Source organism: Yinghuangia sp. YIM S09857 (genome assembly GCF_051388915.1).
Lineage (GTDB): Bacteria > Actinomycetota > Actinomycetes > Streptomycetales > Streptomycetaceae > Yinghuangia.
The window spans coordinates 666,744-690,274 of the sequence record NZ_JBPKBH010000001.1 but is presented as its reverse complement, the minus strand read 5'-3'; the positions used below and the strand labels follow the sequence as shown (position 1 = coordinate 690,274).

19 protein-coding genes and 1 riboswitch are annotated in these 23,531 nt (G+C 72.6%); of the genes, 13 read left to right on the top strand and 6 right to left on the bottom strand.

The features are described from left to right. Positions 1 to 127: 127 nt before the first annotated feature. A complete protein-coding gene (locus tag ACRX5S_RS02930) occupies positions 128 to 1,063 on the top strand; it encodes an ATP-binding cassette domain-containing protein (RefSeq protein WP_436771079.1) in 936 nt (311 codons plus the stop codon). Continuing rightward, positions 1,060 to 1,821 carry an ABC transporter permease gene (locus ACRX5S_RS02925; RefSeq protein WP_436771078.1) on the top strand — a complete coding sequence of 254 codons (762 nt, stop codon included), beginning with the start codon at positions 1,060 to 1,062 and terminating at the stop codon, positions 1,819 to 1,821. Before ACRX5S_RS02930 ends, ACRX5S_RS02925 begins: the two co-directional genes overlap by 4 nt. A 100-nt stretch (positions 1,822 to 1,921) precedes the next feature. On the opposite strand, the gene ACRX5S_RS02920 is transcribed toward ACRX5S_RS02925, so the two are convergent. Together ACRX5S_RS02920 and ACRX5S_RS02915 are read right to left on the bottom strand one after the other, a co-directional pair. Then, positions 1,922 to 5,173, bottom strand: a complete 3,252-nt coding sequence (locus tag ACRX5S_RS02920) for an ATP-binding protein (protein ID WP_436771077.1) — start codon at positions 5,171 to 5,173, stop codon at positions 1,922 to 1,924. A 188-nt stretch (positions 5,174 to 5,361) separates the two neighbouring features. Next, the gene (locus ACRX5S_RS02915; RefSeq protein ID WP_436771076.1) at positions 5,362 to 6,378 is read right to left on the bottom strand and encodes an LLM class flavin-dependent oxidoreductase; all 1,017 of its coding nucleotides are present in this window, start codon (positions 6,376 to 6,378) and stop codon (positions 5,362 to 5,364) included. A gap of 439 nt (positions 6,379 to 6,817) precedes the next feature. Further along, a riboswitch (cobalamin riboswitch) is annotated at positions 6,818 to 7,062 on the top strand. Between the two features lie 108 nt (positions 7,063 to 7,170). On the opposite strand from ACRX5S_RS02915, the gene ACRX5S_RS02910 reads away from it, so the two are divergent. The 11 genes from ACRX5S_RS02910 to ACRX5S_RS02860 all read left to right on the top strand — a co-directional run bounded on the left by ACRX5S_RS02910 (position 7,171) and on the right by ACRX5S_RS02860 (position 20,485). Continuing rightward, entirely contained in the window at positions 7,171 to 8,805 is a 1,635-nt protein-coding gene (locus ACRX5S_RS02910; protein WP_436771075.1) for an ABC transporter substrate-binding protein, read from the top strand. Beyond that, entirely contained in the window at positions 8,802 to 9,836 is a 1,035-nt protein-coding gene (locus ACRX5S_RS02905) for an ABC transporter permease (protein WP_436771074.1), read from the top strand. Before ACRX5S_RS02910 ends, ACRX5S_RS02905 begins: the two co-directional genes overlap by 4 nt. 1 nt (position 9,837) lies before the next feature. Further along, positions 9,838 to 10,719, top strand: a complete 882-nt coding sequence (locus tag ACRX5S_RS02900; protein WP_436771073.1) for an ABC transporter permease — start codon at positions 9,838 to 9,840, stop codon at positions 10,717 to 10,719. Continuing rightward, positions 10,716 to 11,663: an ABC transporter ATP-binding protein gene (locus tag ACRX5S_RS02895; protein ID WP_436771072.1), complete on the top strand. Its 948-nt coding sequence runs from the start codon at positions 10,716 to 10,718 to the stop codon at positions 11,661 to 11,663. Before ACRX5S_RS02900 ends, ACRX5S_RS02895 begins: the two co-directional genes overlap by 4 nt. Beyond that, positions 11,660 to 12,385 (top strand): ABC transporter ATP-binding protein, encoded by a 726-nt coding sequence (locus ACRX5S_RS02890; protein WP_436771071.1) that lies wholly within the window; start codon positions 11,660 to 11,662, stop codon positions 12,383 to 12,385. The genes ACRX5S_RS02895 and ACRX5S_RS02890 overlap by 4 nt, the downstream gene beginning before the upstream one ends. 902 nt (positions 12,386 to 13,287) lie before the next feature. Further along, the gene (locus ACRX5S_RS02885; RefSeq protein WP_436771070.1) at positions 13,288 to 14,667 is read left to right on the top strand and encodes an MFS transporter; all 1,380 of its coding nucleotides are present in this window, start codon (positions 13,288 to 13,290) and stop codon (positions 14,665 to 14,667) included. Between the two features lie 52 nt (positions 14,668 to 14,719). After that, positions 14,720 to 16,339: an ABC transporter substrate-binding protein gene (locus ACRX5S_RS02880; RefSeq protein WP_436771069.1), complete on the top strand. Its 1,620-nt coding sequence runs from the start codon at positions 14,720 to 14,722 to the stop codon at positions 16,337 to 16,339. Next, on the top strand, positions 16,336 to 17,286 hold the full coding sequence (locus ACRX5S_RS02875) for an ABC transporter permease (protein ID WP_436771068.1): 951 nt from the start codon (positions 16,336 to 16,338) through the stop codon (positions 17,284 to 17,286). The genes ACRX5S_RS02880 and ACRX5S_RS02875 overlap by 4 nt, the downstream gene beginning before the upstream one ends. Positions 17,287 to 17,453: 167 nt before the next feature. Then, the gene (locus ACRX5S_RS02870) at positions 17,454 to 18,206 is read left to right on the top strand and encodes an ABC transporter permease (RefSeq protein WP_436771067.1); all 753 of its coding nucleotides are present in this window, start codon (positions 17,454 to 17,456) and stop codon (positions 18,204 to 18,206) included. Then, entirely contained in the window at positions 18,203 to 19,885 is a 1,683-nt protein-coding gene (locus tag ACRX5S_RS02865; RefSeq protein WP_436771066.1) for an ABC transporter ATP-binding protein, read from the top strand. The genes ACRX5S_RS02870 and ACRX5S_RS02865 overlap by 4 nt, the downstream gene beginning before the upstream one ends. A 309-nt stretch (positions 19,886 to 20,194) precedes the next feature. Next, complete coding sequence (locus ACRX5S_RS02860) at positions 20,195 to 20,485, top strand: hypothetical protein (RefSeq protein WP_436771065.1); 291 nt, start codon at positions 20,195 to 20,197, stop codon at positions 20,483 to 20,485. A 41-nt stretch (positions 20,486 to 20,526) separates the two neighbouring features. Here the strand turns inward: ACRX5S_RS02860 and ACRX5S_RS02855 are convergent, their stop codons facing one another. From ACRX5S_RS02855 to ACRX5S_RS02840, 4 genes are all read right to left on the bottom strand, one after another. Beyond that, positions 20,527 to 21,030, bottom strand: coding sequence for a YxiG-like protein (locus ACRX5S_RS02855; RefSeq protein WP_436771064.1), 504 nt, complete (start codon positions 21,028 to 21,030; stop codon positions 20,527 to 20,529). Positions 21,031 to 21,039: 9 nt separating this feature from the next. Continuing rightward, entirely contained in the window at positions 21,040 to 21,345 is a 306-nt protein-coding gene (locus ACRX5S_RS02850; protein ID WP_436771152.1) for a hypothetical protein, read from the bottom strand. Positions 21,346 to 21,439: 94 nt separating this feature from the next. Next, positions 21,440 to 22,108, bottom strand: coding sequence for an RNA polymerase sigma factor (locus ACRX5S_RS02845; RefSeq protein WP_436771151.1), 669 nt, complete (start codon positions 22,106 to 22,108; stop codon positions 21,440 to 21,442). Between the two features lie 362 nt (positions 22,109 to 22,470). Further along, on the bottom strand, positions 22,471 to 23,400 hold the full coding sequence (locus tag ACRX5S_RS02840) for a DUF4328 domain-containing protein (protein WP_436771063.1): 930 nt from the start codon (positions 23,398 to 23,400) through the stop codon (positions 22,471 to 22,473). Positions 23,401 to 23,531 lie beyond the last annotated feature (131 nt).

Here is a 23,531-nt window from a genome sequence, read left to right as displayed (position 1 = left end):
CGTCAGCGTCCGGCCCCGGCCCCGGCCGACCCCGGACCCGGCCGACCCCGGACCCGGCCGACCCGCCTCGGCCGCCGTGTCAGGGCCATGACAGACCGGTGACAGCGCGCGCCGGGACCGTTGTCACATGACGAGTTCGGCGATCGCGGTCTCAGGACTGCGCAAGGCATACGGGGACAGGGTCGTGCTCGACGGCATCGATTTCGATGTCGCCGAGGGATCGGTCTTCTCCCTGCTCGGCCCCAACGGGGCGGGCAAGACGACGACGGTCAACGTCCTCACCACACTCACGGCGGCCGACGCCGGCACGGTGCGCGTCGCCGGGCACGACGTCGCCGCCGCGACCAAGGCGGTACGTGCGGTCATCGGCGTGACCGGCCAGTTCGCCGCGGTGGACGACCTGCTGTCGGGCCGCGAGAACCTGCGGATGATGGCGGACCTGAGGCGCGTGCGCTCGGGCCGCGTGGTCACCGACCTGCTGGAGCGGTTCGACCTCGCGGAGTCCGCGGACAAGCTCGCCGCGACGTACTCCGGCGGCATGCGCCGCAAGCTGGACCTGGCGATGACGCTGGTCGGCGGCCCGCGGATCATCTTCCTCGACGAGCCGACCACGGGCCTCGACCCGCGCAGCCGGCGCACGATGTGGGGCATCGTCCGCGAACTGGTGGCCGAAGGGACCACCGTATTCCTCACCACGCAGTACCTGGAGGAGGCCGACCAACTCGCCGACCGCATCGCGGTGTTGGACCAGGGTCACCTGGTCGCGCACGGCACCCCGGACGAGCTGAAGCGGCTGGTGCCGGGCACCCACGTACGGTTGCGGTTCACCGCCCCCGCCGCCCTCGACGCGGCGGCGCGACTGCTCGCCGGATCCACGCGCGACGACCAGGAGTTGACCCTGCGGGTGCCCAACGAGGGCGATTCGCGGTCGCTGCGCGCGCTTTTGGACCTGCTGGACGAAAACCTGCTCGAAGCCCGGGAGTTCGCGGTGCACACTCCCGACCTGGACGACGTATTCCTCACCCTCACAGGGCGCCCGAGCGCGGAGGCGGTCGCGAAATGAGCAGTGTTTCCACGGCGTTGGCCGACTCGGCCATCATGCTGCGCCGCAACGTCAAGCACAGCATGCGGAACCCGGTGGTGGTGTTCAACTCCGTGTTGTTCCCCATCGTGATGATGCTCATGTTCGTCAAGGTCTTCGGCGGCGGCTTCAGCGTCGGCGAGCCGTACATCGACTACGCGACGCCGGGCCTGCTGGTGATGGCGATCAGCTACGGGCTGGGGGCCACCTCGACGTCCGTGAACGACGACATGCGCAAGGGCATCATCAGCCGCCTCAAGGTCATGGACGTCTCGCGCGGCGCCGTGCTGACCGGCCACGTCGTCGTGACCGCGGTGCGGTGCGTGGTGGCCTGCGCGGCGATCGTCGCGGTGGCCTTCGCGATGGGGTTCGACCCCTCCGCGAGCGCGCTCGACTGGCTCGGTGTGGTCGGCCTCGTGGTGCTGCTCAGCGTCGCGGCCGGGTGGCTGACCGTCGCGCTGGGGCTGGCCGCGAAAACGCCCGAGTCGGCGGGGCTGGCCACCGTGCCGCTGATCATGCTGCCGTTCCTGAGCAGCGCGTTCGTCCCGGCGGACACCATGGGCGCGGGGGTGCGGCAGTTCGCCGAGTACCAGCCGTTCACGCCGGTCATCGAGACGCTGCGGGGGCTGTTGGCGAGCGACCCGTCGGGCGGGGACGCACTCGCGGCGGTCGCGTGGTGCGTCGGGTTCGTGATCGTCGGGTACGTGTGGGCGGTCAGGACGTTCAGCAGGCGCGCGTAGCCGCGGCGTGGCGGCCGCTGATGCGGATTGCGTGTACGGGAACCTGGCTTTCTGGCAGTGCAGTTCAACTCGGGTGAGCGCAACGGGCTTGCTTCGGTATTCAGTTGCCCAGCGTCGCGTCCACGAGTGCCGCCCATTCGGCCTCGGCACCCTCCCGAGCCGCCTCGGCGAACCGCGTTTCGCCGAGGCGGTTTCGGGCGTCCTGTTCGATGCGGGCCACGTCGGGATTGGCGCGGTCGTCGAGCCCGAGCAGGGCGGCGCCGACCGCGAGCAGCCGAACGGCCTGCTCCGGCTCGCCGCGGCGCAGGGCCAGGTCCGCCACGCCGACGATCACCTGGGCGATCCCCTGCACGTGCCCGGTCTCGACCACCGCCGCGAACGCCGCCGCGCGGTGGTCCCGCGACTCGGCGAGGTCGCCGGCGAGGTATCCGAGCACATCGTGCGTCAGCGCGCGGATGTGCGGCTGCTCGGCCTCCTCGCCCAACAGGGCGGTCGCGACGTCCAGTTGTCGGTACGCCTCCGCGCTGTCGCCGTCCCAACGCGCCAGCCCCGCCTGGGCGAAGGCGAGTTCGGCCAGGGCGTCCGGCCAGGTGACCCGTTCGGCGATCCGCCGGGCCTCGGCGACGGCGGCGGACGCCGCCTCCCGGTCGCCCATCAGCCAGTGCAGTTGCGCCTGCCGCGCCCGCATGCGGATGACGTCCTCGCTGCCGCCGACCTCGGTGACCACCTCGATCGCCTGCTCGAAGTACTCGCACGCACGCGCGAATTCACCGTGCCCGGCGAGCCGGTCGGCCAGCTCCGTGAGGGCGAAGGAGATCCCGAACCGGTCGCCGATCGCCCGGAATTCGGCCAGCGCTGTCTCCAAGTACGCTTCCCCGTCCCGCCCTTCCTTGCCGAGCACGATCCGCATCTTGCCCATGTGGAGCCGGGCCAGAGCGCGTACCCACGGGTCCTCGTCGTCCAGCAGCGGCTCGAACGCGGACAGGAAGGCCTCGGGCCCGTCCAACAGGCGTTCCAGCGCGGCCATCAGACCCAGGAGGGGGTACCGCCCCGTACTGCGCCTACTGTGCCGGTGCGCCTCGCGGATCCACACCTCCGCCTCGTGCTCGTCCCGGCGGCCGGAGCTGACGAACAGCACGACCAGCGCGTACACCATGGCCCGTACGTCGTCGCTCGCCTCACCCGGCATCCGCGCGGCCCTCGTGAGCAGTTCAAACCCCTCGGTCTTGTGCCCGGCGAGCCACCAGTACCACCCGCAGCCCGCCGCCAGGCGCATCGTCGCCTGCGCGTCGTCCGCCGCGAGCGCGGTGCGCATCGCGGCGGCGATGTTGTCGTGGTCGGCTTCGAGGACGGCCAGCCAGTCCAGTTGCCCGGCGCGGCGCAGGTGGGGCTCGGCGGTCTCGGCGAGTTCCGTGAAGTACGCGAGATGCGCGCGGCGAGTGCGCTCCAACTCCCCTGCCTCGGCGAGGCGTTGTTCGGCGTACTCCTGGATGGTGGCCATCATGCGGTAGCGCGGGGCGGTGTCGCCTTCGGCGCGGAGCAGCGACTTCTCGGTGAGGGAGGTGAGGAGTTCGAGGACCTGGTCGCGGTCAACGGTCGGCTGCTCTGTGGCAGGCTGCCCGGCGGCAGGCCGCTCCTGCGGGCGCGTGGGGTCGTCCGAACGAGTGGGCTCCGCCCGGTACGCGGTGTCGTCCGCGCAGACGTGTTCGGCCGCTTGCAGGCTCGCGCCGCCCGAGAAGACCGCGAGCCTGCGCAGGACCGCGCGTTCGGCGTCGCCGAGCAGTTCCCAGCTCCAGTCCACGGCGGCGCGCAGCGTCTTGTGCCGAGGCAGGGCCGTGCGGCTGCCGCCGGTCAGCAGCCGAAACCGGTCGTCCAGGCGATTGGCCAACTGCTCGACGCTCATCGTGCGCAGCCGGGCCGCGGCGAGCTCGATGGCGAGCGGCATCCCGTCCAGCGCCCGGCAGACGCGGACCATCGTGGCGAGCGTGTCGGGGTCGCCCGCGAGGTCGCGGCGTACCGCACCGGCCCGGTCGCGCAGTAGTTGGACGGCGGGCGCGGCCTCGATCTCGGCCGGACCGGCCTCCGCCGGGGGCAGGGCGAGCGGCTCGACCTGCCACAGTGCCTCGCCGGTGATGCCCAGCGGCTCCCGGCTCGTGGCCAGGATCCGCAGCCGACGGCACTCGCCGAGCACCCGGTGCGCGAAGACCGCCGCCGACTCGACGACGTGCTCGCAGTTGTCCAGGATCAGCAGCGCCTCGCGCTCGCGGATCGCGGCGATGAGGCGGTCGGTCGGCTCCGCGTTGGCGGCCCCGCCGAGGAGCGCGTCGCGCAGCCCGAGCCCGGCGAGCGTGGCCTGCGCCACGTCCCCCTCCGGACCGATGGCGGCCAACTCCACGAGCCAGGCGCCGTCCGGCAGTTCGCCGAGCAGGGTACGCGCGGTCTCGGTCGCCAGCCGCGTCTTGCCGGCGCCGCCCGGTCCGATCACGGTGGTCAGCCGGTGCTCTGCGACGAGGCCGCGCACCGCGGCGACGTCCGTGCCGGTGCCGACAAAGGTGGTCAGCTCGGCGCGCAGGTTGGTGCGGGGGCTCTCCTCGCGGTGCCGCTCCGTGCCCCGCCCCAGCTCACCGCGCAGCAGGGCGACGTGCAGCGCGGCCAGCTCCGGGGACGGGTCGGCCCCGAGCGCGTCGGCCAGGGCCTCCCGCGCGCGCTGGTACACGACCAGCGCCTCACTGTCGCGCCCGGCGGCGACGAGGGCACGCATGAGCGCGGCGACGAGGCGTTCGCGCACCGGGTTCGCGGCGACCAGGTCCGTCAGCTCGGTGACCATCCCGGCGCCGCGCCCCAGGGTGATCTCGGCGTCGAAACACTCCTCGGCGGCGGTCAGCCGCAGCGCTTCGAGCCGGGCGGCGGCGGCGTCGAAGGCGGGACTGTCCGGCAGCCCGACGTCCTGCATGGCCGTTCCGCGCCACAGGTCGAGGGCGTCACGCAACAATTGGACACGCCGGGACCCGTCCTCGGCACGGGCGGCCTGGGCAACGGTGACGAGGCGTTCGAACCGCACCGCGTCGACGGCGTCGGGCTCCAGGAGCAGTCGGTATCCGTCCGTCCGACCTTCGACGACACCGTCGGGCAGCACCTTGCGCAGCCGAGAGACCAGGCGCTGAAGGGCATTGGTGGCATCGGCGGGCGGCCGCGCACCCCAGATCCAGTCGACGAGCGGCGCCTTGGGAACCGCATGGCCCGGCCGCAACGCGAGCGCGATCAGGAGGGCACGCAAGCGAGGCCCCGGCACGTCGACAAAGGAACCGTCCTCCGAGCGCACCTCAAATGGCCCAAGCATCGCGATCTGCACCCGCGAAGTTTGCCACGGGAGCGCGAGGCGGGCTGGGCGGAGGTCACGGCCCGCGCGGCCTGGATGGCCGGGCGTGATGACGTGCGCCTGCCGGGTCGGCGGGACGCAGGGCTCCGCGGCCCCCGGCTCCGCGCGGGCGCCGCAACCGTCAGGTGTGCGTCTTCACCTCCTGGTGCGCCACGCAGTCGTCAGGCGCGTGCGCCCGCACGGGCGACCTGACGGGCGACCTGACGGGCGATCAACTTCAGGGCAGGCAGAACCTCACGCAAGCCGAGCCGGACCGGTTGGGTGTGGCACAGCAGATCCGTCGCACCGGGGAGCCCCGGGTCGCGAGCCAGGACGGCGGCGACACGGTCGGGAGCGCCGTACGCGAACGCCCCGGCGTCCAAATACCCCTCCGCATCGAAGCCCTGCGGGTAGCGACCGGTGCGGATGCCCTCCTCGACCCAGCCCCGCAAACGCGGTACGAGGACGTCACGGGCGCTGTCGTCCGACTCGGACGGAAACACCGGGCGCGACACGGCTATTCGCGGCACGTGACTGGTCCGTTCCATGGTGGCGCGGTAGTTGTCGGCGAGCCGCGCGTATTCGGCGTCCTGTTTGTGCGGGCCTTCGGGACCCGGCCCGCGGCGCCCGTACATGATCCCGAGCCCGAGACGCGCCGCACGCTCCACGCCGGCCGCGGAGCCGGTGCCCAGCCAGACGCGCCCGGACAGTCCCGGTGCGGGAGGTGACAGACGTGCGCCGCCGGCGAGCTCGCGGCCGTCGAGGGCGTCGAGGAGCACGGGGAGCAGATTGTCCAGCACTTGGTGGCGGCGATCGTGGTCGAGCGCGAACGCGCGGGAGGCCACCGCGTCGGCCCCCGCCCCGATGCCGAGTTCGAGGCGGCCACCGCTCAACGCGTCGACCACGGCGGCATCTTCGGCGAGCCGAAGGGCGCTCTCGGCAGGGCCGACAACGACGGCGGTGCCCAGACGGATGCGACTCGTGTGCTCCGCGACGGCAGCGAGGAGCACCAGCGGCGCCGGCAGCAAACCACCCTGCGCACCGAAGTGATGCTGCGCCACCCAGAAGCTGTGGAACCCGAACTCCTCTGCTGCGACCGCGAGTTCAATGGTCTCCCGGTAGACCTGCCGCGTTGGGGCGTCCGCCGAGACGTGAGTGATCCAACCAAGGCGGGGCAGGCCGTGGGGCCGGTGGTGCATAGGCGTTCCCAGGATCGTGGCGCGAGGAACAGTGCCACGCGGCGCAGCGGAAGACGGCACGGGGATGGGCGGAAACGGACCGTGGATGCGAGAGCGTACCGACCACTCACCGGACGTCCGCCACAAGCCCCCGGTGTGGCGGCACAGCTGTCGTGCGCGAGGCGGGCCCGGAGAAGGTGACAAGACCCCTTTGTCCTCCTGCCCATTCAGGAAGCCGTGCGCGCCTGCGATCCGTCGAGTCGGGTGGGGAGTCTCCTGTATCGCGGACGGCCCGGATACGTGGTTCGTGCCGGCTGTCCGCGGTCATGGCGCGGACTGGACGTGGTCGATTCCGCTTCAGTGTTCCGCCGCCCGGTCCGCGCGTGTGTCACCCGCACGGCCCGCCGTCCGCGAGCAGGGTGCCACGCGCCCCGCGTGCCGTTCGCGGGATCCGGGCCGCTACCGTGGTGGGCGCATCGGTTCGCCCTTCGCCTTGTGCGGGAGGGCGTCGCAAGAGGGAACCCGGTGGGAATCCGGGACTGCCCCGCAGCGGTGAGCGGGAACGACCGCCGTCATGAGCACTGGACCGCACGTGGTCCGGGAAGCGACGGCCAGTAGGTCCGGGCCTGATGCCTCGTTCGGGGGACGAGGCGATGTGCCCGGGGGCCCGCGAGTCCGAAGACCTGCCGACGCCCGTACGCGGCATGCGTGCGGTTCCAGCCGGGCCCCGAGGGCGGGTCGTGCGGAGGCCGTTCGGCCGTGCGCTCGCTTGCTCTCCGGTTCCGGTGCCCGGAACTCGCGAAGGAGAGCGCCATGGCATCCCCCGACAGACCCGCGTCCGCGTTCGGCGGCCGCGTGCGCCGCCGAATGTCCGCGGCGGCCCGCCGCACACGCTTGGCCGCGGCCTCCGCCGCCGCGCTGGCCGTGCTGGCCACCGGGTGCGGCGGCGGTGACGATCCCGCGGCGAAGCCGCCCGGGGGCGCCGCCGAGAAGCCGCTGACGATCTACAACTCCTACCCGATCGCCGGCCTCGACCCCGTCGGCACCGGGACCAACTGGCTGTTCGACTGGGGCGTCGCGGAGAACCTGATGGAGGCGGGCGAGGACGGCGTCGTCCGGCCGTGGCTCGCGCAATCCGTGGTCCAGACTTCGCCCACCGAATGGCGGATCACGCTGCGTCCCGGTCTGACCTTCCAGAACGGCAAGCCCGTCGACGCCGCCGCCGTCGACGCGGCGCTCACCCGCCAGATCGCCAAGTCGAAGGCGGTACGCACCTACCTGGCCGAGGGCACGGCCGTACGCGCCACCGGGCCGCTCGACCTGGTCCTCACCACGCCCGCCCCCAACGCCGCCGTGCCCGCCGCGCTCGCCGCTCGCGACACGTCGTTGCAGATCTACGACACCGAGGCGGTCGAGGCCGCGGGCGGGAACTCCGCGAAGATCGTGAACTCGGGTGCGTTCACCGGCCCTTACGCGATTACCTCGTGGAGTCCCGACCTCCTCGGACTGACGCGGTACGACAAGTACTGGGCCGGCAGGCCCAAACTCCCGGCCGTGACGGTCAAGGTGGTCCCCGACGAGCAGGCCCGCATCGCGGGTGTGCAGTCGGGCGAAGCCCAACTCGCCTTCTACCCCTCGCCGGACGCCGGCCTCACACTCGCCGGGCGTACCGACGCGGCGCTCAAGACCTCGCCCAAGGCGCTCCAGGCGCTGCTGATCGACATGAACCTCACGGCCGCGCCGTTCGACGACGCGCGGGTGCGGCGTGCGTTCGCGCGGGCCATCGACTACCGCGAGTTGGGCGAGGACGTCGCCGAGGGCTCGTTCGCCACCGCGACCGGGCTCTACCCCGAGGGCTACCCGTACGCGGTCCCCACCCAGCGCACGGACATCGTCGAGGCGAACCGCCTTCTGGACGAGGCCGGTTGGCTCAAGGGCGGCGACGGGATCCGGAGCCGGGACGGCAAGCGCCTGACGGTCCGCTTCGTCACGCAGGCGCAGGGCCCGGAGACGAACGCCTTGGCCGTCGTCATCAAGTCCCAGGTCGCGAAGGCCGGTTTCGACCTCCGGATCGTGAACGCCGAGGACTCGGCCCGGACGAAGTCCGACCTCGGGGCCTGGGAGGCGTCCATCGGTCTGAACGGTTCGCTGTCCGGAACCGCCGACCCGATCCAGCCGTTCCGCGCCCGCTGGACGACCGGCGGTTCGGCGAACGCGCAGAAGGTGGCGGACCCGCGCGTGGATGCGCTCGGCGACCGGCTGCTCACGACGGCCGACCAGTCGGCCCGCGAACAGTTGTTGCGCGACGGGCAGGCCATTCTCAGCGAGCAGGAGGCGTACGTGGTCGCCGCCACCTACAAGCAGTTCGCAGTGGTGGCGGGCGGCGACTGGACCGCCTACGAAGTCTCCAACGTACGAAGGCACTTGCGGTTCGACACGGCGCCGTGACCACGAACTCCGCGCAGAACACGGCGGCTTCCGGTGCGGTCCGCGCCGAACCGGGGGCCGCCGGGCGGAGGCCGGTACGCACCGCCCTCCGCCACCCGGTCACCCGCCGACTCCTGGCAGTACCGATCACCGTCGCGGGTGCGGCGGTGCTGATCTGGGCCCTGCTGCCGCTCGCCCCGGGCGATCCGGCCCGGATGACGCTGACCGCGCAGGGCGTCCCCGAGCCGACGCCCGATCAGCTTGCGGCCACCCGCGCCGAGTTGGGTCTCGACCGGTCGCTGCCCGGGCAGTTCGGCCACTGGTTCGTGCGGGCGCTGCACGGCGACCTCGGTACGTCGTACCAGAGCGGTCGCCCGGTGTTGACGGAGTTGGGCGAACGCCTGCCGGCCACGCTGCGCCTGGGCTGCGCGGCCCTGCTGTTCGCCCTGGCCGTCGCGGTGCCGCTGGCCCTCGTGGCCGCGGCCTTCCGCCGCCGCCTGCCGGACGCGGCCGCCCGCACACTCGCGTTGCTCGGCGCCGCGCTGCCCGGCTTCGTCGTGGGTCTGATCCTCATTCAACTCGTGGTGATCGAGGGCGGGTTCGGATCCGTGGTGCTGGACGGGACGTGGTCCGAGGTGTGGATGCCCGCGCTGTGCCTGGCGTTCGGCATGTTCGACGTCTGGTCGCGCCTGCTGCGCGAGGCGCTTGTCGACGTACTCGACAGCGGTTGGGCCGCTTCGGTCCGCGCACGCGGGGCGTCGAACCGGCGGCTGCTCGTCAGGCACGCCCTCCCGAACGCCGTGCCGCCGCTGATCCACGCGGTGGCGGTGAGCACCGGGGCGCTGTGGGGCGGGGCGGCGATCGTCGAGACGGTCTTCACCTGGCCGGGTACCGGGTCGTATGTCGTGACGTCGGTCAAGGCCCGCGACCTGCCGGTGGTGCAGGCGTTCGCCGTGCTGGCGACGCTCGCGTACGTCGCGGCGGGGCTGATCGCCGACGCGCTGTCCGCGACGGTCGACCCGCGACTGCGGGTCACGGGCAAGGCGGTGTGACGTGTCTGCCACGGTGTCTGCACCCCTGCGCCGCGTCCGCGCCGCGTTCCGGCGCAATCCGCTGACGGCAAGTACGTTGGGCCGCAGCGGACTTGCCATCTCTCTACTCGTCATCCTCTTCGCCGTACTCGGCCCGCTGGTGACGCCCCATCAGCCGGATGCCATCGATCTGGGCGCGAAGCTGCGCGCCCCGAGCGGCGAACACTGGCTCGGGACCGACCAGTTCGGTCGCGATCAGTTCGCCCGGCTGGCGGCGGGCACCCGCCGGTCGCTGTGGGCAGCGCTCGTCGTGCTTGCCGGGTCGTGCACCGTGAGCCTGGTCGTCGGCGTACTCGCCGGACTCGCCCGGGGCTTCGTCGACACGGTCCTCATGCGCGCTGTCGACATCGTCCTGGCGATCCCGTCGCTGGTCCTCGCGCTCGCGGTGGTGGGCGTGCTCGGCCCCGGATTCGGGAACCTCCTGCTGGCCCTGGTCATTTCCTCCTGGGCGGCCAACGCGCGCATCGTTCGTGCGTTCACCTTGTCGGTATGCGACCGCCCGTACATCGCGGCGGCCCGCCTCGCCGGAGCGGGGACTCTCCGTATCGCCGTCGGCCACCTGTTGCCCGCGGTCGTCCCCCGGCTCGTGGTCGTCGCCACCCTCCAACTCGGCGGCACCATCGTCTCGTTGGCCGGACTGTCGTTCCTCGGCCTCGGCGCCCGGCCACCCACCGCCGAACTCGGCGCGATGCTGGGCGACGCACGGGCGTTCGCCGCCGTCGCCCCCTGGCTTCTCGCGGCTCCGGCCACCGCGGTGTTCACGGTCACCGCCGCGGCCACCTTGGTGGGCGACGCGATCCGGGACGCCACCCGCCGCTCCGCGTTCGAGGAGGCACCCGCGTGAGCATCCACCACCGGGAGCCTGTCAGCCTCGAAGTAGCCGACCTGGCGGTCAAGTTCCCCAACGGCGCCACCGCCTTGCGCGGCATCGACCTGTCCGTCCGCACCGGCGAAGTCCTGGGCCTGGTCGGCGAAAGCGGCAGCGGCAAGACCACCGTCGCCCGCGCCCTCCTGGGCCTGCTGCCGCGCGGCACGACGGTCACCGGAAGCATCCGCGTGGCGACACACGAACTCGTCGGCGCCAACGCGCGCACCTGGCGCACTGTGCGCGGCGACGTGATCGGATACGTCGGACAAGACCCCTACTCGGCCTTCGATCCCCGCCTGACCGTCGGCACGTCCGTCGCCGAGGCGTGGCACGCGAAGGGGCGTACCCCTCCCACCGGCGCCGCCCTCGAACGCCTCGCCGCGCTCGGCGTGCCCGACACCGAATCGGCCGCCCGCCGCCACCCGCACACCTGGTCCGGAGGCATGCTCCAACGCGCGGCAATCGCCGCGGCCACGGCCCTCGAACCGGCCCTGGTCGTCGCGGACGAGCCGACGTCCGCTCTCGACGCCGAACTCGCCGACGCCACACTCACCCACCTCCGCGGAACCGGCTCCGCCGTCCTGCTCATCACCCACGACCTCGGGATCGCGGCCCGCCACACCGACCGCCTGGCGGTGATGTACGCGGGCCACATCGTCGAAACGGGCCACGCAGACGTGCTGGTCACCAGTCCCCGACACCCGTACACACAAGCCCTCATCGCCGCGCTCCCCCGCCCGGGCCACCCACTCCCGGAGCCTCTTCCGGGCGAACCCCCGTCCCCGCTGAGGGCCTTGGACACGGCCTGCCCCTTCGCCCCCCGCTGCCGCCACGTGCAAGCCCGTTGCCTGGCCGCCCTGCCGACACCGCGCAACGGCGTCTCCTGCGCCATGCCCCTCACTCCCGGTGACCGACGATGACCGCCGCGCGCCCCGGCCCCGTCGTCACCGCCCACAATCTCTGGCGCACCCACGGGCGCGGCCCACGGGGCCGAGACGTCCTGCGCGGTGCCGAACTCAGCGTCCGGCCCGGGGAGATCGTCGGCATCGTCGGCCGCTCCGGCAGCGGCAAGAGCACCCTGCTCCGCATCCTCGCCGACCTGGAACGCCCCGACCGCGGTCACGTCACCTGGAACCCCCGCACCCGCGCCGGTCGTCCAGCCCCGGGCAGCATCGCAGCGGTCTTCCAGGACGCCGTCGGAAGCCTCGATCCCAACTGGAGCATCGCCCGAACCGTCGCCGAACCCCTCCCCCGCCGACGACTCATCGCCCCGAACCGAACCCGCACGACCCCCACCGCGCACCCCACCCGCAAGTCCCGCCACGCCGCCGCCCTCGCCGCGCTCGAAGCCGTCGGCCTCGGCCACTTGGACCCGTCCGCCCGCCCCACCCGCCTCTCCGGCGGTCAATGCCAACGCGTGGCCCTGGCACGAGCCTTCGCCGCCCGACCAGCCCTCCTCCTGGCCGACGAACCCACGTCAGCCCTGGACACCTCAGCCGCCGCCGGAATCCTCCACCTCCTCCACAAGGCGGCGAGCTCCGGCACGGCCATAGTCCTGGTGACCCACGACCACGCCGCGGCCGCCACCCTCTCCACCCGCCTGTTGAAGATGTCCGAGGGAACACTCAATCCCATCAACTAGCTTCCCCAACTCTCCGTTTGCCGACTGACTGCTGATCGGTCCCCTGACGTCCGCGATCGTGGAACATCTGGGGCAGACGGCGACGCGCCGCGCTTCCGCACCTCCGGACGTCCAGCCCCCTGGGCCCCGGGTCAGGACCCAGGACTTCCGGGCCTCCGGGCCCGGCCACCGAGCCCCGGGCCTCCAAGCCCCCGGACCCCGCGCCTCCGGCCCCCGCACCTCCGGGCCTCCGCCCCCGGGGCCCCTGCACCTCCGGGCCTCCGGGCCTCCGGGCGGAACGTCGGCGGCCTGCGCGCGCGGCAAGCCACGGTCATCCGCAGTCCGCGGACGACTCAGCGCCGGCAGACCGGGGCCACCCGCGGACATCCCGGCCGCAGGCGGCCAAGAAGTCGTCGTACTCGACTGAGGCCCGCCCGGGATCGCGAGCGAGGCGTGATCGCGCATGTCGCCCGCTGCCGCATGTCCGACATGACGTTTGCCCGGTTTTGCGCCGTCCGACCGGCGGGATTGATCCGGCTCGACTGGACGCGGGGCAGCCGCATGGGTTACAACTCTCCCCGAAAACGATAATGATTTTCATTTCTTTCTCAGCGGGTGGGGATGGGGCATGTTGTGGTGGTCGAGACTTGGGCAGGTGCCATGAGCGCACTGCTGCCGCGGGTCGGCCGCGAGGCGGGGCACACGTCCGCCTTCGCGACCCGCCACCTCGGGTACTACTTGCGCGGCGAAGCCGGAGTCGGGGCCGTACGCCCGCTTCTGACCAGCGGCCATGTGGTGACTGTCGAGACCGACTGTCACCTGCCGCCGGCGCGCGACCCGTGGAGTGGAATCGGCGGTGTGGGCGGCGTCCTGTGTCCACCCGGCGCGCCTGGCTTCGGCGTTCGGTGCCGCGCGGAGGCGCCGTGACGACCCGTCGGCTCTTCCTGTCCTTCCCCGTCCCCGTACGACTGCTCCTCGTCAACCAGTTCGGCGTCAACACCGGGTTCTACCTGCTGGTTCCGTTCCTGGCCGGATACCTCGCCGACGATGTCGGCATGTCGGCCGCACTTGTGGGCGTGGTCCTCGGCGTGCGCAACCTCAGCCAGCAGGGCATGTTCCTGCTCGGCGGCAGTGCATCGGACCGGCTCGGCGCGCGCGGCGTCATCATCGCCGGATGCGCCCTGCGCACGGTCGGCTTCGGTCTGTTCGCCTTGGACGACTCGGTGGCCGTGCTGCTGACCGCGTCGGTGTTGTCGGGGCTCGCCGGGGCGCTGTTCAACCCGGCGGTACGCGCCTACCTCGCCGACGCCGTCGAACCCGAACGCCGCGCCGAGGCGTTCGCCCTGTTCAACGTCTTCGCGAACGCGGGTGCGCTGGTCGGGCCGCTGCTCGGTGCGGCCATGCTCGCCTGGCACTTCCGCGCCGGCGCGGTGGTGGCCGCGACGGTGTTCGCGGTTCTGACGATCGCTCAGGCGTGGGTGCTGCCCGCGCGTCCGGTGACCCGCAGCGGACGTACGGTCGCCGCGGACTGGCGGCTGTGTCTGGGCGACCGGCGGTTCCTGGCCTTCACGTTCGCTCTTTCCGGGCTCTACGCGCTCCAGAACCAGCTCTACCTGGTCCTGCCCATGGAGGCCGAACGCGCCACCGGACACGGCGGCGCGACCGCCGTCCTGTTCCTTGTCTCCACCGGGGCCACGCTCGCCTGGCAGGTACGCGTGACCCGCCGCGCCTCGCGATCCGGCCGCGGCCGAGCGATCGCCTGCGGAACGGCGCTGATGGGCACGGCATTTCTGGTCCCGCTCGCGGCGCTGCCGCTCACCTCCGGCGACCCCGACGGAAGCGGCTCGGCGGTCGTACGCATGCTTCCGGTCTGCGCCGCGGCCCTGCTGCTCGCGCTGGGCGTGATGGTCGCGCAGCCGTTCGTGATGGAGCTGATCCCGGCGTACGCACGAAGCGACCTGTCGGGCACGTACTTCGGCGTCTTCTACACGGTCTCGGGCGTCATCGCCGCGCTCGGCAGCGCCGCGGTCGGCCAGGCCGCCGACTTCGGCGGCGGGACGGGCGGATGGACGCCCTGGTTGGTCTGCGCGGCCCTCGGCCTCGGGTCCGCGGCGGCGGTGCTGCGGCTCGACCGCAAAGGCGCGCTCGCCCACGGCGGCATCGAGTCGAAGGGCGGCTCCGCGGCCGAGACAGACCGACCGGACGATCGCCCCCAGGCCCTGCCGGACGATCACAAGCACGGCACGCCCCACGAGGACGCCAAGCCGGCGCGCCCCGGCGACCACGGACAGTCCCGGCCGTAAGCACCCGTCCCCGCCGCAACGCCTCTCCCCGACCTCCCGTGAAAGGTGCCCCATGCGTTCCCACGGTCGATCCCCCGACCACTCCGCCGTCCCTTCCTCCTCCCCATCCCCAGACCGGCTCCTCCTCCCCTCCCGCAGGCGGTTCCTCGGCGTCTCCCTGGGGACGGCCGTCGGCGGAGCCGCTCTCGCCGCGTGCGCCGCGGACCGCCCCGCCTCCTCCCCGGCGGCGACGGACTCCCGCCCACGGCACGGGGGTCGGCTGCGCGCGGTGTTCGCGGGCGGCGGCGCACAGGAGACGCTGGACCCGCACCTGGCCAATCTCTTCGTCGAAGCCGCCCGCGCCAAGGCGATGTTCGACAAGCTGGCCGACCACGGCCCGGACCTGTCCGTCGTCCCACGCCTCGCGGAACGCTGGGAGCCGGACGCCGGACTGGCCAAGTGGCGGGTGACGCTGCGTCAGGCGGCCTATCACGACGGACGCCCGGTGCGCTCCGCCGACGTGCTCCACAGCTACGCCCGCATCCTCGACCCCAAGCGCGGCTTCCGCGCCAAGCCCAACCTCGGAGTCATCGACCTGGGCGCGTCGCGGGCGGTCGACGACCGCACGATCGAGTTCGCGCTGAAACGGCCGTTCGCCGAGTTCCCCAACGTCATGGCCGCGTTCGGCGCCTACATCGTTCCCGAGGGCACCGACTCCTTCGAACATCCCGTCGGATCCGGCCCGTTCGCGTTCCGCTCGTTCGAGCCCGGACGTTCGCTGCTGCTGCGCCGCCACCCCGACCACTGGGACGGCGCCGCATACCTCGAAGAACTCGAATTCCTCGTTGCGAACGAGGAGTCGGCGCGCGTCAACGCCCTGATCGGCGGCCAGGTCCAGTACGCCCACGAACTCAGCCCGACCTCGGCGCGCGCACACCGTGGCGGCGACCGCATCTCGGTGCTGCGCCTGGCCAACAGCGCCATGCAGGCTTTCGCGATGAAGGTCGACCGACCGCCGTTCGACAACCGGGAGTTGCGTGAGGCCATGTTCCTGCTCGCCGACCGTCCCGCGCTGGTCGAGACCGTGCTCGCGGGCACCGGGGAGGTGGGCAACGACCTCTTCGGCCGCGGCTACCGCTACTACGCCGACGAGATACCGCAGCGCACCCGCGACCTCGACCGCGCCAAGTGGCTCGTCGAACGCTCCGGCGCGGCGGGGTCGACCATCCGGCTCGACACCTCCGAGGCGGCCACCGGATTCCTGGAGTCGGCCAGCGTCTTCGCGGCGCAGGCCCGCGAGGCCGGGCTGCGCCTGGAGCCGACGGTCGGGAACAAGGACACCTACTGGAAGGACACCAAGGACGCGGGCGTACTGTCCTGCTTCCGCTCGGGCGCCATGCCCATCGAGACGCACATCGCGCAGCGCCTGCTGACCGGGTCGACCACCAATGTCACCAAGTGGGCGCGGCGGGACTTCGACGCGCTGTACGACACGGCGGTGGGCACCGCCGACGAGGCCGTGCGGCGCCGGGCGTACCTCGACATGCAGCGGCTGCTGCACGCCGAAGGCGGCTACCTGGTCTGGGGGTTCGCGGACTGGCTTGTGGGCACCTCGAAGAACCTTGCGGGTGTCGCCAACGCTCCCGCGAACACTCTGGACTGGGCGCGCTTCGACAAGGTGTGGCTGGCGTGAGCCCGGCGCGATACGCGCTGCGGCGACTGGCGTTCGGACTGGCGCAGGTCCTGGTCGCGGCAACCGCGGTGTACGCCCTGACCGAGTCCCTGCCCGGCGACGCCGCGGTGGTCCGCGCCGGCGACCAGCCCGACGCGGCGCGCATCGCCGTGCTCCGCGACGAACTCGGCCTCGACGTCCCGGTGATCGACCGCTACCTCGCATGGCTCGGCAACCTGCTGCACGGGGACCTCGGCACCTCCCTGGTCTCCGGGCGGCCGGTCGCGGAGGTGCTGGCGGACGGGTTGGCGCCGACCGCGCTGCTCGCTCTCGGCACGCTCGCGCTGGTCGTCCCGATCGCGATGTTCCTGGGCGCGGCCGCCGCGGTCCGAGAGCGCGGGCTGTTCGACCGCGGGCTCACGATAGTGGGCATCGCGCTGTACTCCGTACCGGAGTTCGCGTTGGCGGTGGTGCTGGTCGCGGTGTTCGCGCTGCACTTGGGCTGGTTGCCGGCGACCGCCGTGGGCGCCGGGACCGACCTGCTGAGCGAACCGTCCGTGCTGATCCTCCCGTTCGTCGTCCTGGCGATCCGCCCGGTGTGCTCGCTGGCCCGGTTGGTGCGGGCGGGGCTGCTGGATGCCCGTACGTCCGAGCACGTACGCCATGCCCGGCGCCTCGGCCTCTCGCCGCGCCGCGTACTGCTGCGACACACGCTGCCCGGTGCCCTGGCCCCGGCCGCGCAGCACCTCGCCCGAACGGCGGACTGGCTGCTGGGCGGGGTGGTCGTGGTCGAGGCGGTATTCGTGGTCCCCGGCCTGGGCACAGCGCTGGTCGACGCCGTCGCGGCCCGCGACGTAGCGGTGGTGCAGGGCCTGGCGGTGTTCTTCGCGGCGACGACGGTCGTGGTCAACCTGCTGGCCGACCTCACGGCCTTCCGGCTCGCGCCACGCGCGGGGGTCGCGACATGACCGAGGTATCCAAGACCGTGCGGACCGTACCCGCGCAATCGCACGACAGTGAAGTCCCCGGCAACGCATCGAGCGCCCCTACCGGAACGGCTTCAGCCCCGGCAACACCGCCTACCGGTAAACGCGTCGCCCGGACCCGCCGCGGCTTCGCCCTGGCACTCCTCCTTTTGCCCCTCGCCTGCGCCCTCTTCGGTCCCTGGTTCGCCGACGCCTCGGGCCCGCGCTCCGCCGCCTACGCACCGGCGGGCGCCGAACTCCACCTCGGCACGGACTTCGTCGGCCGGGACGTCCTCGACCAAGTACTGCTCGGCGGCCGCACGGTGGTGCTGATGGGCGGTGGCGCGGCGATCGCGGCGTACGTCGTCGGCGTGCCCTGGGGCCTGTGTGCGGCCGCGGCGCCGCGCCGGTGGATGGACGAGGTACTGATGCGGCCGCTGGACATCCTGCTGTCCGTACCGTCGTTGCTGACGCTGCTGCTGGTCGCCGGCCTGGCCCGCCCCGGCCCCTGGCTGTTGGGCGGGGTGGTGGCACTGATCATGCTGCCCGAAGTCGCCCGGATCACCCGCGCCGCCGCACTGGAGGCGGCGTCCGGCCCGGCCATGGAGGCCATGCGGCTGACCGGCGAGTCCTGGTGGCTGCGCAACGTCCGCTATCCGATCGGCACCGTGCTCCCGGTTCTGTACGCCGACTTCGGCATGCGCATCGTCGGTGCGCTTTACCTGGTCGCCTCCGCGGCGTTCCTCGGCGTCGGCGTGGCCCCCGACGCCGCCGACTGGGCGGTGATGGTGGACCGCAACCGGCCTGGGCTGTTCCTCCAGCCGTGGGCGGTCGTTGTCCCGGCGCTGCTGATCACCGCCATGTCCGTCGGCCTCAACCTGCTGTTCGACCAGGCCCTTGCCCGCCGCCGGGAGGCGACATGACCCGCGAAGCCGCCATCGACGTCGCGACGGATGCCGACACCGGCACCACCGACGAACCACTGCTCTCGGTCACCGAGTTGCGCGTCCGCATCGCCGACCGGTGTCTGGTGGACGGCGTGTCCTTCGACCTCCGGGCCGGGCGCATCCTGGCCCTGGTCGGCCCGTCCGGCAGCGGGAAGACGACCACCGCGGCCGCGGTCCTCGGCGAGTACCCCGCCCGAAGTACCGTGGACGGAAGGGTCGTCGTGGCCGGGCACCGGGCAGCCACGGGAGACCCCCTCCCCCCGGGGACGGCCGCGTACGTCCCGCAACACCCGGCGGCCGCGCTGGCTCCCGCGCTGCGCACCGGCCCGGTGCTGCACGAGATCGCCCGGCGCCACCTCCCTGGACCGCAGACCAGCCGCGGAGAACGGCGTTTGCTCGTACGCGAGGCAGTCACCACCGCGCTCCGCAACGCCGGTCTCCCCCAAGACGGTTCGCTGCACCGCCGATTTCCGCACCAACTCTCCGGCGGCCAGCAGCAGCGGCTCGTCATCGCCCACGCGCTGCTCGCCCGCGCGCGGCTGCTCGTCGCGGACGAACCGACCACCGGCCTCGACGCCGTGCTGCGCCACGACGTGGCCGACCGACTTCGGGCCCTGGCGGACACCGGTATCGGGGTGCTGCTGCTCAGCCACGACCTCGATGTCGTGCGCCGCATCTCCGACGACGTATTGGTGCTCCACCAGGGCCGCCAGGTCGAGTACGGGCCCACCGACGAGGTGTTCGGCCGCCCGTCCGCCCCACTCACCCGCGCCCTGATCGCCGCCGACCACGAATCCGCGGACCCCACCCCCGACCGAGAGCCACCCGCCACCCCGACCGGCCCCACCACCCCGGAACCCGGCCTCGCGGTCACGAACTTGTCCGCCTGGTACGGCGGTCCCCGCCGCACCACCGCCCTCACCGACGTGGAACTCCGGCTGACCCCCGGCACCTGCCTTGCCGTCGTGGGCCCCTCGGGCAGCGGCAAGACCACCCTCGCGCGCTGCCTCGTCGGCCTGCACCGCCATTGGCACGGGACGGTCCGCCTGCACGGCAGCCCGCTCGCTCCCTCGGCGACCCGCCGCCGACGTGACGAACTCGCCGGCATCCAATACGTGTTCCAGGACGCCCGCGCGTCCCTCGATCCGCGCCGCAGTGTGCTCGACCAAGTCGCCCGCCCCGCGGTACGCCTGCGCGGCGCCGATCCTCGCACCGCCCGCGAGCAAGCCGTAGGCATCCTCGCGGCCATGGGCGTCGACGAGCCCACCGCCGTACGGCGCCCGCAGGCACTCTCCGGCGGCGAACTGCGTCGAGCCGTCCTCGCCCGCGCACTCGCCGCCGACCCCGACATCCTCATCTGCGACGAGATCACCGCGGGTCTGGACCCGCTCGCCCGAACCGCCGTGCTCGACCTGCTCGCCGCCCAACTCCGCGACCGAGGCGTCGCCTTGCTCCTCATCACCCATGAACGCCCGGTGGCCGCCCGCCTGGCCGACCACATCGCCGTCATCGACTCCGGCCACGTCATCGACCGCGGACCGGCCCCCGACCTCCTCAACCACCCCCACCACCCGCTGACCAAGGCCCTGCTGGCCGACACCTCCCCTCCCGAAACCCTGAACAACGTCGCGGCGACGCTCCCCACGCCTTCCTGACACCGCAGGCGAAGCACCTGTACGCCTGCCGCCCGGACGCCATTCCCGAAGGCATATTCGGCTCATGCGTACGGCACTCCCGGACAATCCGGCGGCCCAGGGCGGCGCGACGGCCGACGACCCGTCACGCGGCCGACGTCGGACGCGGAGACGGGCCCCGCCGCCGCCAGACCCCGGCGCCTCGGCTTGCGGCCTCCCGGGGTCCCGGGGAGATTGGTAGGGGCCCGGCCGGACCGAACCCGCCGGGCGGTCTTGTGCTGCCTTCCGCGGCACGGGGCCACACGCCGAGCGCACCTGCGAGAGGTCACGATGGCCGTCTTCATGCAGATCCGGATGCCGGTCACGACGCGGCAGTACGACACCCTCATCGCCCGTATGCGCGACGAGGGGCCGGACTTCTTCAAGGGCCGGCTCGCCAACATCGTGGTGCAGGAGCCGGGCGGCGGCGTACTCATCACGGACCTCTGGGAGACGCAGGCCGACCAGGGCGCGTTCCTGCGCCGCATGCTGCCGATCGCCGCGGCACTCGGCCTCCCCAGCCCGGCCAACCCGCCGACGATCGCGGAAGCGTACGACTACTCGCTGCCGCACGGCTGCTGACGCGGGGTACTCCGTCGGCTGCCGACGGCCGGTCAACTCCCCTACCCCGCGCCCGTGTTCGGAGCCGCACCCCCGTCGACGACGAACGGCGCCCAGCCCGGCGGGACTTCGCTCACCTCCAGGTCCGAGAAGACCAGCGTCAGCCGGTGCGCGTTGGTCTCGATGCGGACCTCGTGGAAGTCGACGCCGAGAGCCCGCGACCAGCGCCGGGTCGTCTTCGAGGCGGGGAGCAGCGTGGCCCCGGGGTAGAGGTCGTGCCACTTCACACCCCAGACGTACCCGTCGAGGTCGACGCCGGTCTCGTACTCGATGAGGCGGTCGTCCAGGGACACCCGCCACGTCTCCGGCGACAACGTCGTCTCGCACCGCGCCTCGACGCAGTACCGGAACAGATACCGCAGATGCGAGGGCGCGATGCCGGTCCGGGGATCCGCCGTCATGAAGACGACGACCTCGTAGTCGCGCATGTAGTCGGTGTATCCGTGGTGCACGACCGCCTGGTCGAAGGTCTCGTTCAGGAGTTGTTCGAGTGCGGCTGGGTCCATGCGCTCCTTCTACCTCATCGGCTCCGCCTTGGTGAGCGTGCACACGCCGTCCGCGCACTCCCGCCGCATGCGGCCGCGCGAGATCGTCTGGGCGAGGCCGATCATCCAGCAGGTGGGACAACCGCGAAAGGCGATCAGCGCCAACGGAGCCGCGAGCAGGGTGGCCGGGCCTGCGACGGGCACGAGGGCGATCGAGGCGGCGAGCACACCGAAGCCGAGAGCGCCGCGCAGCAGGTGGCGGGGGACGGACGCGCTCGCGAAGTCCGTCCGGGCGTCCGCGGCCTCGACGGGCTCGACCCGCTCGACCCGCTTCATGGGCTCGACGGGCGTGACGGGCTCGACGGGCTCGACGGGCTCGACGGCAGCGGGCGCGGGGGCGGCGATGGCCTTGACCGTCCCGGCGTCCTTCTCACGATCCAGGGTGTCCACTGTCCCGGCCTCCTCCGTCGAGTCGTCCGTCGAGTCGTCCATCGATTCCTCCGTCAAGTCCCCCGGGTCCGCCGTCGAGCGCCGCCAGTGCCTGCCGCAGGGCCGCGCGGGCGCGGTGCAACCGCGACTTCATCGCCGCGTCGCTCAGCCCGAGCGAACGCGCGACCGCCTTGCCTGGCAGGCCCCGCACGTCCCGCATGATCAGCACCTGCCGCTGGTCGCGTGGCAGCGCGGCGACGGCCGCGGCGATCCGCTCCACCTCCAGCCTGCGCAGCACGGCGTCCTCGGCGGACGGTTGTACGGGCGCCTCGGTGCCGTCCGCCAGGCCAACCGTCCCGTTCGCGTCCCCACGCGCACCCCCGCCCGCCCGACCCACGGCGGACGCGGCACCGCCGCCGCGCGGCAGGAGCAGACGTACCTGCCGCAGGCACTCGTTCCGGACGATCCGGAACATCCACGAGGCCAGCGCCCCCGTGGCCCGCAGCGTGCCGATCTTGCGGTACAGGATGATCAGCGCCTCCTGCGCCGCGTCCTCCGCGTCCTGCGGCGTGGCGCACAGCGACAGGGCGAACCGGCGCACGTGGGGCTGCGATTCCATGACCACGGCGGTGAGCGCGGGGACGTCGCCGTCCTGTGCGGCCCTGATCAGCCGCTCGTCCGGCCAGGCATAGCGCGGGTTCGCCGGCGTGCCCGCGTCACGCGTTCGGGTCACTTCGGCCATCTCAGACACGCCCTTCCCTACGAATCCCCACGAACCCGCCTCAGCTCCGGCTCTTCGCGCGCCGCATCAGATGCCAGGCGCACGCACCCACCGAGACAACTCCGACCACGACGAGACCGATGACGACCACGGTGTCTCCTTCCGCATCCGCCGACCCCGGCGGTCGGCACACGGACAAGAGACCGCGAGGTCCGGAAAGGATTCGCCCTCGCGCGGATTTCCTACCGGCACGCGTAGGCCGCCCCGGCAAACTGCCAGGGCGGCCCACGTACATCTCCGGCGTTACCGCATCAGGCGCCCCGCGCCGCCTGGGCCGCGCTGATGCGCTTGACGACCATGATCGCGAGCACGCCCGCCACCACCAGCAGGGCGTACCCGGCGGTCAGCAGCCAGTCGGCCGTCTGCCAGGCGTCCAGGTCCTCGGCCTCGGTCAGCTTCGGTACGCCGTCCTCCGTGCCGTCGTTGCCGCGCGTGAACGTCCCGGCGAAGAACAGCACCTCGGACAACGCGAAGACCAGCCACCACCCGAGGATGAGCGTACGTCCCGACTGCTGCGCGGCCGGGGACCCGGTCGGCTCGGAGCCGCGCCAGACGTCGTCCACCACCATCTTGGGCAGCACCAGGTTGCCCAGCGGGACGAACCATCCGCCGATCGCCCATCCGGCGCCGAGCTTGCCGTGCGGCGGCGGGCCGAAGACCTCCAGGTTCTTACGGGCGCGGTGCAGCCAGATCATGAAGACGATGCCGGCCGCCAGGAAGACCAGCATGCTGAGCCCGGTCGCGCCCACGAAAGAGTCGGCGTCGTCGGCGTCGCCGCGGGACACCGCCTCGCCGTCGAGCGCGTCGCCGACCAGCATGGCGCGGTTGGCGTACGCGAACACCGACAGCACCGCACCGGCGATCGTGATGCCGATCAGGATGTTGAGCGCGGTGACCATCGAGCTGACCCGGCGGATCGGGCCCGGCATGCCCCAGTTGCCGGGGGGCGGCGCGGGCGGATAGGCCCCGCCGTACTGCTGCCCGGCATAGGGCTGTTGGCCCGGTTGCGGGGGCCCTTGGTAGGGCTGACCTCCATAGGGCTGCTGTCCCCCGTACGGCTGCTGACCCCCGTAGGGCTGCTGACCGGGCGGGTACGCCTGCCCGGGCCCGGCCGGGGGCTGCCCGGCCCCCGGGCAGCCGGCGGCGTGGGTGCCCTCGCCGCCGCAGTACGGACATGCCATGAGTACTTCCCCCTCGAAGACGACTGATCAATCGGTACCGAGCTTTGCCGCGGACGGGCCGTGACGACGCGAACGGTCCGGGAACCGCGGCCCCCCGCCGCGACCCCGGACCGTGTCCGCCGACCTCCCGG

Bases quoted from the DNA above. Each gene is read 5' to 3' on its own strand.
- ACRX5S_RS02860 (WP_436771065.1), top strand. From the start codon at position 20,195: ATGGCCGTCTTCATGCAGATCCGGATGCCGGTCACGACGCGGCAGTAC.
- ACRX5S_RS02890 (WP_436771071.1), top strand. From the start codon at position 11,660: ATGACCGCCGCGCGCCCCGGCCCCGTCGTCACCGCCCACAATCTCTGG.
- ACRX5S_RS02910 (WP_436771075.1), top strand. From the start codon at position 7,171: ATGGCATCCCCCGACAGACCCGCGTCCGCGTTCGGCGGCCGCGTGCGC.
- ACRX5S_RS02880 (WP_436771069.1), top strand. From the start codon at position 14,720: ATGCGTTCCCACGGTCGATCCCCCGACCACTCCGCCGTCCCTTCCTCC.
- ACRX5S_RS02855 (WP_436771064.1), bottom strand. From the start codon at position 21,030: ATGGACCCAGCCGCACTCGAACAACTCCTGAACGAGACCTTCGACCAG.
- ACRX5S_RS02930 (WP_436771079.1), top strand. From the start codon at position 128: ATGACGAGTTCGGCGATCGCGGTCTCAGGACTGCGCAAGGCATACGGG.
- ACRX5S_RS02840 (WP_436771063.1), bottom strand. From the start codon at position 23,400: ATGGCATGTCCGTACTGCGGCGGCGAGGGCACCCACGCCGCCGGCTGC.
- ACRX5S_RS02915 (WP_436771076.1), bottom strand. From the start codon at position 6,378: ATGCACCACCGGCCCCACGGCCTGCCCCGCCTTGGTTGGATCACTCAC.
- ACRX5S_RS02865 (WP_436771066.1), top strand. From the start codon at position 18,203: ATGACCCGCGAAGCCGCCATCGACGTCGCGACGGATGCCGACACCGGC.
- ACRX5S_RS02850 (WP_436771152.1), bottom strand. From the start codon at position 21,345: ATGAAGCGGGTCGAGCGGGTCGAGCCCGTCGAGGCCGCGGACGCCCGG.
- ACRX5S_RS02925 (WP_436771078.1), top strand. From the start codon at position 1,060: ATGAGCAGTGTTTCCACGGCGTTGGCCGACTCGGCCATCATGCTGCGC.